The organism is Reinekea marina (assembly GCF_030409715.1).
Taxonomy (GTDB): Bacteria; Pseudomonadota; Gammaproteobacteria; order Pseudomonadales; family Natronospirillaceae; genus Reinekea; species Reinekea marina.
On the sequence record NZ_JAUFQI010000001.1, the window covers coordinates 2,104,242 to 2,118,726 of the forward strand.

At 41.6% G+C, this 14,485-nt stretch carries 18 protein-coding genes; 6 read left to right on the forward strand and 12 right to left on the reverse strand.

Translation table 11 applies throughout. From position 1 onward, the window contains the following. Positions 1–2: 2 nt before the first annotated feature. The 5 genes from QWZ13_RS11130 to QWZ13_RS11150 form a co-directional block, all read right to left on the reverse strand. Positions 3–827: a GNAT family N-acetyltransferase gene (locus QWZ13_RS11130; protein ID WP_290281835.1), complete on the reverse strand. Its 825-nt coding sequence runs from the start codon at positions 825–827 to the stop codon at positions 3–5. A gap of 13 nt (positions 828–840) precedes the next feature. Next, complete coding sequence (locus QWZ13_RS11135) at positions 841–1,317, reverse strand: GNAT family N-acetyltransferase (protein ID WP_290281836.1); 477 nt, start codon at positions 1,315–1,317, stop codon at positions 841–843. Positions 1,318–1,386: 69 nt separating this feature from the next. Then, positions 1,387–1,566: a hypothetical protein gene (locus QWZ13_RS11140; RefSeq protein WP_290281837.1), complete on the reverse strand. Its 180-nt coding sequence runs from the start codon at positions 1,564–1,566 to the stop codon at positions 1,387–1,389. Between the two features lie 77 nt (positions 1,567–1,643). Next, positions 1,644–1,883, reverse strand: coding sequence for a hypothetical protein (locus tag QWZ13_RS11145; protein WP_290281838.1), 240 nt, complete (start codon positions 1,881–1,883; stop codon positions 1,644–1,646). Next, positions 1,825–2,001, reverse strand: coding sequence for a hypothetical protein (locus QWZ13_RS11150; protein WP_290281840.1), 177 nt, complete (start codon positions 1,999–2,001; stop codon positions 1,825–1,827). The genes QWZ13_RS11145 and QWZ13_RS11150 overlap by 59 nt, the downstream gene beginning before the upstream one ends. A 2-nt stretch (positions 2,002–2,003) precedes the next feature. Between QWZ13_RS11150 and QWZ13_RS11155 the strand changes: the two genes are divergently transcribed. Further along, positions 2,004–3,737: a methyl-accepting chemotaxis protein gene (locus QWZ13_RS11155; RefSeq protein ID WP_290281841.1), complete on the forward strand. Its 1,734-nt coding sequence runs from the start codon at positions 2,004–2,006 to the stop codon at positions 3,735–3,737. Positions 3,738–3,790: 53 nt separating this feature from the next. On the opposite strand, the gene QWZ13_RS11160 is transcribed toward QWZ13_RS11155, so the two are convergent. Next, complete coding sequence (locus QWZ13_RS11160) at positions 3,791–5,488, reverse strand: extracellular catalytic domain type 1 short-chain-length polyhydroxyalkanoate depolymerase (protein ID WP_290281842.1); 1,698 nt, start codon at positions 5,486–5,488, stop codon at positions 3,791–3,793. Positions 5,489–5,526: 38 nt separating this feature from the next. Here QWZ13_RS11160 and QWZ13_RS11165 point away from each other — a divergent pair, with 38 nt between their 5' ends. Then, positions 5,527–5,652 (forward strand): hypothetical protein, encoded by a 126-nt coding sequence (locus tag QWZ13_RS11165; protein WP_290281843.1) that lies wholly within the window; start codon positions 5,527–5,529, stop codon positions 5,650–5,652. Between the two features lie 70 nt (positions 5,653–5,722). On the opposite strand, the gene QWZ13_RS11170 is transcribed toward QWZ13_RS11165, so the two are convergent. Beyond that, complete coding sequence (locus tag QWZ13_RS11170) at positions 5,723–7,219, reverse strand: alanine/glycine:cation symporter family protein (protein WP_290281844.1); 1,497 nt, start codon at positions 7,217–7,219, stop codon at positions 5,723–5,725. A 196-nt stretch (positions 7,220–7,415) separates the two neighbouring features. On the opposite strand from QWZ13_RS11170, the gene QWZ13_RS11175 reads away from it, so the two are divergent. From QWZ13_RS11175 to QWZ13_RS11190, 4 genes are all read left to right on the forward strand, one after another. Beyond that, a complete protein-coding gene (locus QWZ13_RS11175) occupies positions 7,416–7,559 on the forward strand; it encodes a hypothetical protein (RefSeq protein ID WP_290281845.1) in 144 nt (47 codons plus the stop codon). A gap of 63 nt (positions 7,560–7,622) precedes the next feature. Beyond that, positions 7,623–8,102 carry an HAD family hydrolase gene (locus tag QWZ13_RS11180; RefSeq protein ID WP_290281846.1) on the forward strand — a complete coding sequence of 160 codons (480 nt, stop codon included), beginning with the start codon at positions 7,623–7,625 and terminating at the stop codon, positions 8,100–8,102. Positions 8,103–8,286: 184 nt separating this feature from the next. Continuing rightward, positions 8,287–9,519, forward strand: a complete 1,233-nt coding sequence (locus QWZ13_RS11185; protein ID WP_290281847.1) for a tyrosine-type recombinase/integrase — start codon at positions 8,287–8,289, stop codon at positions 9,517–9,519. A gap of 95 nt (positions 9,520–9,614) precedes the next feature. Continuing rightward, positions 9,615–9,848, forward strand: coding sequence for a DUF2789 domain-containing protein (locus tag QWZ13_RS11190; protein WP_290281848.1), 234 nt, complete (start codon positions 9,615–9,617; stop codon positions 9,846–9,848). Positions 9,849–9,914: 66 nt separating this feature from the next. Here QWZ13_RS11190 and QWZ13_RS11195 read toward each other — a convergent pair whose 3' ends face one another. The 5 genes from QWZ13_RS11195 to QWZ13_RS11215 form a co-directional block, all read right to left on the reverse strand. Continuing rightward, complete coding sequence (locus QWZ13_RS11195) at positions 9,915–11,090, reverse strand: acyl-CoA dehydrogenase (protein WP_290281849.1); 1,176 nt, start codon at positions 11,088–11,090, stop codon at positions 9,915–9,917. Between the two features lie 80 nt (positions 11,091–11,170). Further along, complete coding sequence (locus tag QWZ13_RS11200) at positions 11,171–11,365, reverse strand: hypothetical protein (protein WP_290281850.1); 195 nt, start codon at positions 11,363–11,365, stop codon at positions 11,171–11,173. A gap of 76 nt (positions 11,366–11,441) precedes the next feature. Continuing rightward, positions 11,442–12,632: a choline ABC transporter ATP-binding protein gene (gene choV, locus QWZ13_RS11205; RefSeq protein WP_290281851.1), complete on the reverse strand. Its 1,191-nt coding sequence runs from the start codon at positions 12,630–12,632 to the stop codon at positions 11,442–11,444. Between the two features lie 12 nt (positions 12,633–12,644). Next, positions 12,645–13,472, reverse strand: a complete 828-nt coding sequence (gene choW / locus QWZ13_RS11210; RefSeq protein ID WP_290281852.1) for a choline ABC transporter permease subunit — start codon at positions 13,470–13,472, stop codon at positions 12,645–12,647. Between the two features lie 67 nt (positions 13,473–13,539). After that, positions 13,540–14,466: a choline ABC transporter substrate-binding protein gene (locus QWZ13_RS11215; RefSeq protein WP_377362127.1), complete on the reverse strand. Its 927-nt coding sequence runs from the start codon at positions 14,464–14,466 to the stop codon at positions 13,540–13,542. Positions 14,467–14,485: the final 19 nt, after the last annotated feature.

A 14,485-nucleotide genomic window follows, 5' to 3' on the forward strand; every position in this document is an offset into this window, starting at 1 on the left:
TTTTAAACCGCCGTTTTGCGGTGGGACTCTGGCCACCAGCACAATGAACATTCACGTTCGACAATAGAAAACCCTAAGCTTTGATACAACGCCGTTGCGTGGTAATGCTCATCGGCCACAATAACCAATGATTGTAGAGAGCTAGGGGCATTTTGTATAAGTAATGTTAATAAAGTAGAGGCGATTTTTTGGTTCTGATACTCAGGTATCACGTGTACATTTTGGAAACGACCTAGTGCATCTTTATGGTATAAACCGGCATAACCAATTAATTGGTTGTTCACAAAGGCTCCTAAATAGTTTCCTAGCTGTGCCTTTTCTAGTTGATTATAATTTTTTGCTTTTCGTGTTAAGTAGGTTTTCAAGCCTTCTTCAGAATAATCACCTTGTTGATCTGCTATTGATAACTGAATCCATTGCTCCCAATCTTCCTGCGAAGTTAATGCGCGATAAACAGGGGTTTGATTTAGTTTTATAGGCTCTTTAAAAGCTGATTTGTTCAGCGCAAGAATGTGCATTTCTTCAAATTCAAAACCGGCACTCGTAAAAGACTCAATAATAGCCAACTCATTCTCATTATTTCTAACCCAGCTGAAAGTTAAATGTTCTACTTTAGGCATGTCTTTAAACTCATGAGTGAATATTTTCAGCCATTCTTCTTTTGAATGAGTGCTAATTGGAACACTTAACGCTAATAAATTTCCAAAATAATAACTCGGGTTGCTGGCCGTTTTTAAAACTGTGTACTCTGGTTTTACGAGGATATCCGCTTCGAGTTGGCTGATTACAAACTCACTTTGAAATCCTAAATTACTTATAGGCGTCATATATTATTTTGCTTTACATTGATTGGTTTGGAGTGATAGGCGTAGAGTAGCCATCTGGAAATGATTCGGGTAAAAGCATTCCACCTAATATTTTTTGGTAAAAATTTACCGGCCCAGGCGAACCGATAAACGCATATACATAGCCTCGTTGCATTAAACGATGCATCGCATCTACTAGCAATATTTTACCTAAACCTAAGCCTCGCTCGCTCTCTAACACACCGGTGGGCCCGAAAAAGCTTGGGAATGTTAAATCGAAACCGGCAAATCCGACTATAGAATTATTCTTAGTAATAAGAGAAACTTTAGCCGGGTGGCCGGAAAGTCCGCACAATACTTCATTTGACCATTCAGGTAAAAAATTCGCATCGACCCATTCAACAATGGTTTGGCTATCCCAAGGTTTGGCGATGTCTAATGTATAACCATCTGGCAGTGCTGGAATAGGTGGTAAGTTTTTAAGTGGAACAATCATATCCGGCATAGGCATTACTCTTTAAAACCTTTAAAAGTGTAGTGTAGGGTCATAGTATCCTATTGGTAATAGGGTTCAACTTTATCACCGTAGAGCGTGTATCCGCTGCCCCCAAATCAGATTCTTGATACTCCACCTTGAAAAGCTTACTGACGTGGGCAGGGTCATAAGTGTATCGAATTGAAGTGCTTTTAATGCTTCAATAAGCTCTGTTGCTGCAGGCGAGCCGTGCTCCAAATTTCCGTTATCGTTTTCCCATATCACGGGTATGTAAGTTTGCTTCCCTAATTACGCTTTATTGGTATAGCTTGTGCATAATTGTTTAATTTAAGTAGATTGAACTAGGAATAATCAGAAGGGCCACTGATTAGGGAATAAAATTTGCCCTTTAAAAGTGCACCTTGAGAGTAGATAAGCGACGAAAAGACATCTTTAAATTCGGGGTAATGAGAGTCATTTGAAAACGGTATCAGTGCCAAAGTGGTATCGGCATGAAAAGATTCACAGTCAATAATCTCGACTTCATGAAGATCTTCTACATGGCTTAATTGGTGAACAAGCACAATGATGTTGGTCGACAAAAATACGCCAAACATCAATACAAATAGCAGTGTGTGAGTACGGTCCATTTTGAGAATAACTGCCGATAAGATAAGGGCGGTAATCAACTATGTTGGCGTTTGAAAGAAAACTCCACATATTTGAAAAATGTCTATAATCAATTAAACAGCAAATATTGTGCTACAACGGAGTATTGCATGCGGAATTTGACCTTAACATTTAGAATATCGTTACTTGTAGTTTTATTAGTATGTGCATTGGGGTTTTTATCCGTTTTGATGGTCGCGGGTATTCAGCAAATTATTACTAACATCTCAGCGGACAATATCTACCGCCAATATGAGGTAAATAGCAGTAAATCTTGGCGTATAGTAGAGGAAAGCTACAGTGTCAGTGCTACCGTAGGTAATCAATTCACGGCTAGAGCTGCAACGATTGAAGAAGTAGACGAAGCCGCACTGCAAATGAGGAATGCACTCGCAGAGCTTGAATCAACTGTGTTATCGCTCAATGATCAGCAAATAGCGCATTGGGACGAAACCATGGCAGATGTTGGTGAACCCTCAATTAGTGGTGAGCTAGGTCTATTTTCAGAAGATTACGAACGGCTTGTAGCGGCTTACGAAGGGATTTACAGCAGTTGGGCCAATCAAGCGGGCTTTAGTGCACGTAAAAGTGCACAGAAAGAAATTGATGCCTCGTTATCCTTAATGGATTTACGCATGCAAAGCATTGGTGATCATTACCAACGGTATACTTCTGTTTCAGCCGAGAATATCATTCAGACTCAAAAAGCCCGTATGAACTGGGTATTGCTCGTGGCTTTGGCGACTATTGTATCTTCCATTGCATTGTCTATTTTTATACTACGCAATATGAAAAAAGACCTCGCAAAAATTGTGACAGAAACCAATTATGTGGCGCAAGGTGATTTAACGCGCCCCATAATTGTGTCTGAAGGTAAAAATGAGATCAGTGATGTGAATCGCTCGATCAATACAATGCAAAATAAGCTTAAAGAGATGTTTTCTAACATCAATGAGCTGTCAAGTGAGCTGGGCAAGAGCACTAACTTACTGGAAGCCGACGGTGACAATCGGCGTAGAGGTGCTGAGAAGCAAACGGAGAAAATTGAAGCGGTGCTAGCCACCTTTCAAAAGGTAGAGTATGCATCTCAGCAGGTTGAACACAACGCAACGCGCGCGATTGATCAAAGTGACAGTGCTTCAGAGTTAGTAGAAAAAAGTGAACATATCATTCACGCAACGGCGACGGTGATTAAAGCCTTGGCTGAGAAAATCGAAGATGCGGTTAATATTATTTCTAACTTGAATGCTCAAACTGAGAACATTCAAAATATCTTGGGTGTAATTAAAGGTATCGCCGATCAGACTAATTTACTTGCATTAAATGCTGCCATCGAAGCGGCAAGAGCTGGAGAGCAAGGCCGAGGCTTTGCCGTTGTTGCCGATGAAGTTCGAACACTTGCCATGCGCACACAGCAGTCTACCCAAGAAATAGAATCTACGCTCGATACCTTGACGGTAAGTACTGGCAAGGCCGTAAAAGCTATTAACGAAAGCAAAGACGTTTCAGAGCAAAGTGTGACAAAAGCAACTGAAGCGGCCGAAGTTATGAGCAGTATTGGAACAACAGTCAGCGATATTAAAGCGATGTCTAGCGAGACAACCGTTTCGGCACAAGAGCAAATTCAATCTTTACAATCGCTCTCAGAAATTATTAATGATATTGCAGAAGTAGCGACTGATAACGCTAAACAAGCCAATTCTTCGAGTGTTATTACTGAGACATTAAGCAGCTTAAGCAAGAATCTGTTGAAATCTTTAGAAGATTTTAAATTTAATAAAGTTTAATAATAAAAAAAGCGGGCTTCTTAAAGCCCGCTATTACTTTCAGTCAGTCCATATTATGGGCATTGACCCACTTCAAAAATGCCATCAGAAGTTTCTGCAACCCAACTATAAGAGCCCGACACACCACCTAAATAATCATTGCCTCCAACGGTGTAGTAACCCATTGAATAATACGCCCGTGAATTATTAGAGTGCTGCAAATTCGATCCATACCATTGTTGGCATTCAAATGAACTTGGTGGTGGTGGGGTGCTATGGCAAGCCGCAGGCTCAATTAAATACCATAAACCAGGTTCACCCTCCGTTAACGTCACCGTACTCCAGCTATCCCATGCAAAGCCAATGTCGTTTTGGTCACCGGTAGAGATAGCTCTTAAGTTATATGAGCCGCCGGCATTAGCACGACCAGCTTGAATATGGTCGCTGGGTGATGAATTGCTCACCGCGCATGTTTCAGTAGGAGCGTTAGGGTCGTAAACCTCAATAGTACGAGTTGCTGTACCAGTATAGTTATCGGAATCTGTTGCGCTATAACTACAGTAGTAATCGCCAACTATGGCCGTGTTCACGTTACAACTAGATTGCACAACTAAACTGCCATCTTCTGCATCATAAGCCGTGGCACCTGGATCGTTAAAGCTATTGCCAAGAGCGATTAACATAGGGTTTGCGCCATTCATTGTAATGATGGGTTTGTTAACAGACGTGCCAGCCTGTTTAGGGTGGCGATTAAAGAAATCCCAAATTATATCCGGCATGCTTGGTCCAAGTTTAATAGACCATTTGCCGTTGTTACCGTTTTGGCCGCCAATCCAATAGTGACCATGGTTTGTGTCTTGCGTGTTTGGTGTACTTAATGGACCATTGTAAAAAACAGTTTCTACAATAGAGCGTGAGCCAACATTGCCATCTTGAGTAAAGAACTCGTGCTCACAACCATAATCATTACTGCCATTTACCGGCGAACAGTTTTCTATTTTTGCTCGGGTTTCACTCGGGGAATTAAAGTTTTCGGAACCAAAGACTAGTAAATGACTGTCGCGAATGTTTCGCCCAGCGGGTTGAACGACAGTACAATCATTTTCACTTTGAATAACCATCATAGGAATAGGGTAATCATCATCTAGTTCCTGATTGATATCGTTAGCAACTCTTCCAACTGAATGGAATGTTGCGTTACCAGGGCATTGACCACTTAAAGAAACAGACGCTGCATCCTCTCCATATGGTAACCCTGCTACCGAGGCTGAAGCCGCCCAATATTCGTTATGAGTAATGGCCGCTACTTCGGCCATTGCACCACCTGAAGATAGCCCTGTGATGTAGCGGCGATTAGGGTCAATACTAAATTCTTGTTCAACTAAAAGCCCAATTTGATGTAAGTCTTCAGCTTCCCCAGAGCCTTCGTGGCGGTGATTTTCAAACCAAAATCCCCAGCAATTTTCATTACGTAACCCATCGTAACTCGTAATAAATGGCATTACTAAAACAAAACCATATTGGTCGGCGGCATCGACTAACCCCCAATCGTTTTTCACATCGGTATTCGTTTGTTTGCAGCCATGCAAAGCCATAACCATAGGTGCAGAGCTGGTTGCTCCAGTTGGTACATACACTTCAAATTGTCTTGTTTGTGATGCTGTATAAGATTGTTGATAAAGTGTTCTAGAATAGAAAGTTCCAGCAACAACGGTTGCACTGGAAAGTGAAAATAGGGCGATCATTAAATAGCCCATGAGTCGGTAGTTCATTTGTCTCTCCTCGTTATTTTTATTTTAATAACGTAGACATGAGACCCCAATTTTCGCTAGTCGTCATCAGAGTGGCTCACTCTACGGCCACGACTGCTCAACATGGTTCTGATACTATGGCTGTTCAAATAACAAACAGATATCGTAAGATAGGAGGAGGTTAAAAATGATGAGGTTGAGCGAAAAAAAACATGCCCACTTCCGATTGTTGGCCGTGGGCTGAATAGTTTTCTACTAAGCTTTTTCTTTTTGCTTTAATCGATTTTCCCAAAAAGTTGCGTTTTTAATGCCTAGTTTTACTGGGTCAAACGTAATTGGTCCGCCTGCTTTTTTCTGGTCTTCGTAATCTTTCAGGCAACGCATAGTTGGCTTATACATCATGAAAATAACTAAGATGCCGACGATGTTTACCCAAGCCATTAAGCCAACGCCAACATCTCCTAAGTTCCATATGTAGCCGGCACTGTTAACGGTGCCGTAAGCGACCATAAACATAATAAGGAATTTGAAAACCATAGAAGGCAAACGATTGTTGAGTAATCGATTCAAATACACAACGTTGGTTTCGGTAATGTAGTAGTAAGCCAAAATCGTCGTAAACGCAAAGAAAAATAAGGCGATGCCAACGAACACTTGACCAAACTGCCCAAATACACTGTATAAAGCCATTTGCGTAAAGGCAGCTGAACCAATTTCAGTTGATGCATCAATATGTTGAATAATGAACGAGCCATCGGATAGTGTGCCAACAACGTTGTATTGCTGAGTGATTAAAATCATTAATGCCGTTGCAGTACATACGAAAAGAGTATCGACGTAAACAGAAAATGCCTGAACTAAACCTTGCTGAGAAGGGTGGTCTACCTCTGCTGCAGCGGCTGCATGTGGCCCTGTACCTTGACCTGCCTCATTAGAATAGATGCCACGCTTAACACCCCAACCAATGGCGGCACCAAAACCGGCTTGCGCAGAAAAAGCATCGCTGAATATTAACGCAAAAATGCCAGGCACTTTATCGAAGTTTAAGAATACAATGATCAAGGCCATGATGATGTAGCCTAGTGCCATAAAAGGAACAACGACTTGCGTAAATGAAGCAATGCGCTTAATGCCACCAAATATAATGAAACCCAATACCAGTAAAATAATCGCCAAAGCCACTAGCTTATGCGATCCAACATCGCCAAAAGCAGTAGAAACAATATTGCCACCACCAAATATTTGCGTAACAGCGTTACCAACTGCATTGGCTTGAACGCCGGGTAGAAAAATTCCGCAAGCTATAATTGCAGAGATTGCAAAAACAACCCCTAACCAACGCCAGCCTAAGCAACGCTCAAAATAATAGGCAGGGCCGCCGCGGTATTCACCTTCTTCTTCAACTTTATATAGCTGACCTAAAGTCGATTCAACATAAGCCGTACTGGCCCCTAAAAAGGCAACGACCCACATCCAAAAAATAGCACCAGGACCACCAAAGCCAATGGCCGCGGCCACACCGGCAATGTTACCAACACCTACGCGACCCGATAGAGAAACCGCCAACGCCTGGAAAGAAGAAATACCTTTTTCAGACGTATTGCCATTTAGCAGCAGCTTCCACATTTCTTTAAAATGCCGAACCTGACCAAAACGCGTTAATATTGAATAGAATAAGCCTGCGCCTAGGCAAAGGTATATAAGAGCTTCGCTCCAAATAAACCCATTGAGCGTAGAAATAAATGCTTCCATTTTGTTTCCTTATTGTTGTTGTCTAAATTAAATCGCCAGAATGCTATTCACTTTGACCATTAAAAACAATGTCGATTAGGGAAAAACTGTAAGAAAGTGGAGGATTTTGTAAGGCGCTATGAGCAGTCTGATAATGTTTGTATGGTTTGTTTTTAACCCATATTATAAAAGCTATACAATGCAAAAGGGGAATTTAATGAGTGTGATATTTTGGGATTTTGACGGCACTTTAGCGAGCCGACAAGGAATGTGGTCTGGCGCGTTAGTAAACTTAGTTCAAAGATATTTCCCTGAATCTGAAATAAAAATAGACGATATTCGGCCGCATCTAAAAAATTGATTTCCTTGGCATGAGCCACTAAAGAATTACGGTAGTCGAAGCGCTGATGATTGGTGGGCTGAAATGCAACGAGTATTTAGCAGTGCTCATATAAATGTGGGATTAGCATCGAATGACGCAAAAAAATTATCTGGCTTAGTTAAGGATGAGTACCTTAACCCAGAATACTGGACGGTTTATGATGATGTAAAGGGTTGTCTTTTAAAACTGACTGAATTGGGTTGGAAGCAAATAATACTAAGCAACCATGTTCCAGAATTACCGTCACTTGTACATAAATTGGATTTAACTCAATATTTTGATGAAATAATAACCTCCGCCAACGTAGGTTTTGAGAAGCCAAACAAAGCAATTTATGAAGCTGCAAAAGATAGAGTTAATGTGCAATCAAAAATATGGATGATTGGCGATAATTATAAGGCTGATGTTGAAGGCGCTGAGCTATGTGGTATACCTGCAATTTTAGTTCGCAATCATAATGATGCGGCCATGCGAAGTTCATTGTCATTATCTGGCATAGCCGATATTGTCGGAAAAGCTTAAGAGTCTAAGGCGCTAAACTAAATAGGTTTCATTTGAAAAGGTTTTAAAACTTGAATTGTCATAAGTACTTAGCTTGTAACTGAAACAGGGTATCTAACCTCTGCTATTATTTCCGATACTGTTCAGTACTCGACATAAGGTAATATGCCCGTTAGAATAGCTTACAGACCAATTAGTGATCTTGATGCCTATGAAAATCGATAACCCAACGCCGTTGTTTCCTAAGCAAGACGATTTTAAACAATTTGATATGCGTGACTATCCAAATATTGAGCCTGTTTTAAATGAAGCTTGGAAACTTAAAGATTGGCAGCAAGCTTTTGATTTTTTAGCCTACATCAACCGCAATAAGTCAAAAAACACCTTTACGCGCTTTCGCAGTGAAATTGAAAAGCTGTTGCTTTGGTGCTTTTTGGTTAAGCAATCGCCTTTAGAATCACTCAGGAAATCGGATATTCTCGAATACATCGATTTTTTCTGGAGCCCGCCAAAACATTGGATGGCTTTTAACAACTACGATCGATTCGTACTATCTGAAGGTAGATTCCTAGTTAACGAGAAATGGATGCCTTATAAGGTTTCTACTCCGAAAGCGTCTAAAATAAAGGCCGATAAGTCTAAATACCGTCCGTCACAACAGTCGCTCGCATCTTTATTTACAGCAAATAATGCCTTTTTTAAGCATTTGATTGATGAAGAATACCTTATAGGCAACCCAGTGCCATTAGCCAAAAAAGACTGCCGGTATTTCATCAAAGACGCTCAGGTTAAGAAAATAAAGCGCTTATCTGAAGATCAATGGGCTTATGTGCTAACAACCGCAATAGATTTAGCCGATAACGATGCTTTTTATGAACGCAGTTTATTTTTAATTATTACATTAAAAACTCTGTTTTTACGTATTTCAGAACTGTCTGATCGGGATGAATGGAGCCCAACTATGGGCGATTTTTGGAAAGATCACGACGGTAATTGGTGGCTAAAAGTTTATGGAAAAGGGCGCAAAATACGCGATGTATCGGTACCTGCTAGCTATTTAGACTATTTACGTCGTTATCGAGCCAGTCAAAGTTTACCATCACTGCCCTCACCCAATGAGCCCTCGCCTATTATATTTAAACTACGCGGCCCTGGCAGCCCAACTTCTCGTCAGTTAACACGGTTAATACAAGAACTGTTCGATATCGCTCATGACAAAATGGTCAAAGAAAAAGGTGTGGAGGAATCGCAACAACTAAAAGAATCCTCTACGCATTGGCTAAGGCATACAGGCGCTAGCATGGAGATTGAGCGTGGCCGTGACATGAAAGATTTATCGGACGATTTAGGGCACTCGAGCATGGCCACAACAGATACTGTATACGTGCAGTCAGAAAACAAAAAGAGAGCAGAGAGTGGTAAGGAAAGGAAAGTATAAGCTGCACTATTACTATCTATTTAAATGGAATCTGCATAATTGCTAGCAAACTACTACACTAAGTCGACCTGCTACAATCTTAAAGAGGAGCAAAAATGGATACCACGGATCACAGCCACATGGCATCACTATTTGAGCAATTAGGTCTTTCGGCTTCAAATGAAGATATTGAACGTTTCGTTTCTACTCATAGACTCGATGCTGGCGTTGCAATAGAAAAAGCGCCTTTTTGGAAGCCTAATCAGGCCAGTTTTTTAAAAGAATCGATTAATGAAGATTCTGACTGGGCTGAGCTAGTCGATCAGCTGGCGGTATTGCTAAGAGCATAGTCAACCAGCAATTTAGATCCAATACTTTAATGCCAGCTAACGCCGACTTTGCGATAGACTCAACCATTAGAAAAACGCCTGAAGACCCGTTTGTGCACGCCCGAGAATAAGCGCATGTACATCGTGCGTACCCTCGTAGGTATTCACAGCTTCTAGGTTCATTACATGACGTATAACGCCGTATTCATCACTGATTCCGTTTCCGCCGTGCATATCACGAGCGACTCGTGCGATATCCAATGCTTTACCTGTGTTATTACGTTTCATGAGTGAAATGAGTTCGACTGGGCAAGCACCGTTGTCCATTAATTGACCCATGCGTAATGCACCTTGCAATCCTAAGCTAATCTCAGTTTGCATGTCGGCCAATTTCTTTTGAATCAGCTGTGTAGCGGCTAATGGTTTTCCAAACTGAACACGTTCCATGACATACGATTGTGCCGCATGCCAGCAAGCTTCAGCGGCGCCCATTGAGCCCCATGCAATGCCGTAGCGAGCTTTATTTAAACAACCAAACGGACCTTTTAATCCAGTAACTTTAGGAAATATATTGGCTTCAGGCACAAATACGTCTTCCATGACAATTTCACCCGTTGTTGAGGCTCTCAAACTAAATTTGCCCTCAATTTTAGGTGTGCTTAAACCATTCATATCGCGCTCAAGTATAAATCCGCGAATCTCATCCTCTAGTTTGGCCCAAACAACGAATACATCGGCAATGGGCGAATTCGTGATCCACATCTTTGCACCGTTTAAAATGTAGCCATTGTCGGTCTTAACGGCTTTAGCTCGCATGCTTGCAGGGTCAGAACCAGCATCGGGCTCGGTTAAGCCAAAGCAACCTACAAATTCTCCGCTCGCTAATTTTGGGAGATACTTCATGCGCTGTTCTTCACTGCCGTAGTCATAAATGGGGTGCATAACTAGGGAAGATTGAACACTCATAACAGAGCGGTAACCGCTATCTACCCGCTCTACTTCTCGGGCGATCAAGCCATAAGCGACGTAAGTGGCATCGGCACCACCATATTGCGCTGGCAAAGTTGCACCTAACATACCTAATGCGCCTAACTCTTTCATAATGTTGGCATCGAAATGCTCTTCACGGTTGGCCATTTGTGCTCTAGGTAATAGCTCGCCCTGACAATAATCGCGCGCGGCTTCCATGATCATAAGCTCGTCATTTGTAATTTGGCTATTAATCAAGAATGGGTCTTTCCAATCGAAGTGGGTGCGAGGCATGTTTAATTCCTATTGCTTTAGTTTATTTGTTAGAGCCACCTTACTAAAAACTTTTGAAAAGATATATTTTATAGTTTCTATCAAAATTTAGGGATAGTCCTACCTGCCCTGAGCATTGCGATTAAAACCTTAGAAGAATAAACCGCTCTTAAACTGATCAACCGAAGTAATCGTACAATGTTACTTACCTCAGATGGCAATGCATTACTTAATATCCCAGAATTTTTTACCATATAAGTAAAATAAAATAGCCAAACTAAACTGCTCTTAAGCATTTTGTATGCTGTCCTATTTAAATACTTAAAATAAAAAAGCCACCTTAATTGGTGGCTTTTAGTGTGAATAATGCAATTAGTCGTTGGCGTCCATTAATTTACCGAGCATGGCATGGTATATTTCACGATCACCAATATAACCCACAAGTTCACCTTGCGATTCTACCAGTACGGCGTGCCCGCTTTGGTATCTCAATGCCATTACGTCTTGCATTTTAGTATCGAGCGGTACTATTAATACAGCCGATTTATCTAGCCCTTCTATACTTTGTTCATCGCTAATTTGCCAGTATTTAACCGGTGTTTTTTGATCACCATAACGAATAAAGGCATCGGAAAGATTATCAGCCATGGATAGCCAAACGTCATCACGCTGGCTTAGGCAGTATTCATCATTTTCTTGTTTTATGTCGGCCATGGGTCGCATTAAAGACTGGGCATTTACCACGTTTACAGGGTTGATGTGGGCTACAAAGTCGCGTACATAATCGGTAGCCGGCTTCATCACAATGTTTTCTGGTGTATCGTGTTGCACTACTTCACCGTCTTTCATGATGGCGATGTGGTTACCCAGTTTTAGGGCTTCGTCTAAATCGTGGCTCACAAAAATAACCGTCTTATTGAGTTTTTCTTGTAATCGAAGCAATTCATCTTGCAGTTGAGTTCGAATAAGCGGGTCTAATGCTGAAAATGGTTCGTCCATTAATATAATGTCGGTTTCCATTGCAAAGGCACGAGCCAAACCTACGCGTTGCTGCATACCGCCAGAAAGCTGATGCGGCTTGCTATCAGCCCACTCTGCTAGCCCTACTAGCTCTAGCTGTTCTAATGCTTTGGCTTTAACCGTAGCTTTGTCTAGCCCTTTTTGCTCCAAACCAAAGCCAACATTTTCTGCAACGGTTAGCCAAGGCATAAGTGCAAACTTTTGAAACACCATAGTGATTCGGTTCATGCGAGCGTTTCGTTTATCTTCTTCATTGAGCTCGTGGAAGTTTTGTTTGCCGTTTTCTGTTTCAATAAACACTTGACCACGTGCAACCGAGTTTAAGCCGTTCGCAGTTCTTAATAAACTGGATTTGCCTGAGCCCGATAAACCCATAAGGACGCAAATTTCACCTTTACCGACACTCAAGCTAACGTTTCTAACTGCCGCCGTTAAACCAGTAGATTCTTGAATTTGCTGAATAGATTGTCCGCTGTCCATCAATGGTAGTGCGCGTTCAGGTTGCTTGCCAAAGACAACATCAACATTTTTAAATTCAATCATTATGTTCTGCCTTTATTTGGTTTTAAAGAGTCGGTCTAACATGATTGCCACTAATACAATGGCCAGCCCTGCTTCGAAACCCGTTGCAATATCCACCGTATTTAACGCACGTACTACTGGCTTCCCTAAGCCATCAGCCCCTACTAAGGCCGAAATAACCACCATCGATAAGCTCAACATAATACATTGTGTAATACCGGCTCGAATGCTAGAAATGGCCGCAGGAATCTCAACTTTTAATAGTAAGTTTCGGTTGGTACAACCGAAGGCACGCCCGGCTTCTAGCAACTCTTTCGGTACTTCTGAAATGCCCAAATACGTCAGACGAATCGGAGCAGCAATAGCAAACACGATGGTTGAAATTAAACCCGGCACTACACCCAAGCCAAATAGAGTTAAGGCAGGAATTAAATAAACAAAAGGCGGAATGGTTTGCATTAAATCTAGAATCGGGCGTAATGTTCTAAATAACCAAGGTCTATGAGCTGCAGCAATGCCAATGGGCACGCCAATCAACACGCATAAGGTGGTTGCATAAACAATCAATGAAAAAGTCTCGATTGATTCTTCCCAATAGCCCAAATTCCAAATTAACAGTAAGGCTAAAATAAAGAACAGAGTGACGCCTTTATTGCGCTGTCGCCAGTATACTAACCCCGCAACAATGCCAATAAATAGCCAAGGCGGTAGCATGGATAAACCATCAACTAAGCCTTCTATCATCGTGTCTAAAACCAGTGAAATTGCGTCAAAAAATGAACCGCTGATATTAATCAAACCATCCATTAAGTATTCTGCCCAATGACCAATAGGCAATTTGTTTTCAGTAATAAAACTCATTATTTACTATTCTTTGTTTGTGAAACGTTGCTAGGTTGGCTAGGTGGCCAACCTAAATCAAGGGCAGTTATTTTGCGATGTGTGCTTTTACTTCTGCAAGCGCTGGCTTACCATCTAGGGTACTTACGCCGTCTAACCAATCTACTAATACAGACTCATTTGCTTGTAACCAGTTTTTAGCGGCTACGTTTGGCTTTTGACCATCATTCAAAATACTCGCCATTACTTCGTTTTCAGCTGAAAGCGTGAAGGTTAAGTTAGTCAGTAATTTGCCAACGTTAGCGCACTCTTGGGTGTAGCCTTTACGAACGTTGGTATAAACACTGGCACCGCCAAAATCAGGTCCAAAGAAATCGTCACCGCCGCTTAGGTACGCAAGGTCAAAGTTTGCGTTCATTGGGTGTGGCTCCCAACCTAAGAATACAACCCAGTTATTACGTTTTGTCGCACGCTTAACTTGAGACAACATGCCCGCTTCACTCGATTCAACGACTTCAAAATCTTTTAAGCCAAATGCGTTTTGATCAATCATAGATTGAATTAAACGATTACCATCATTACCAGGCTCGATTCCGAAGATTTCACTGTCGAATTTATCGGCATACTTAGCAATGTCGCTAAAATCTTTCACGCCAGCATCGTAAACATATTGCGGAACCGCTAACGTATATTTTGCGCCTGACAGATTTTTATGAATGGTTTCAACGGTGCCCGCTTCACGGTAAGGCTTAATATCGCCTTCCATAGTTGGCATCCAGTTCCCTAGAAACACGTCAATATCGCCATTTTCTAACGACTTATAAGTTACCGGTACCGATAACAATTGCGTGTCGGTTTTATAACCCATACCTTCTAAAACGGTCGAGGCAATTGCTGTCGTTGCGGTAATATCGGTCCAACCTACATCAGAGAATCGAACAGTTTCACATTGGTTCGCTTGCACTGACATAGCTGCACTGGCGGCTATAATAGGTAGAATCATTTTTGCTTTCATTGTTATTCCTTACTTTTTG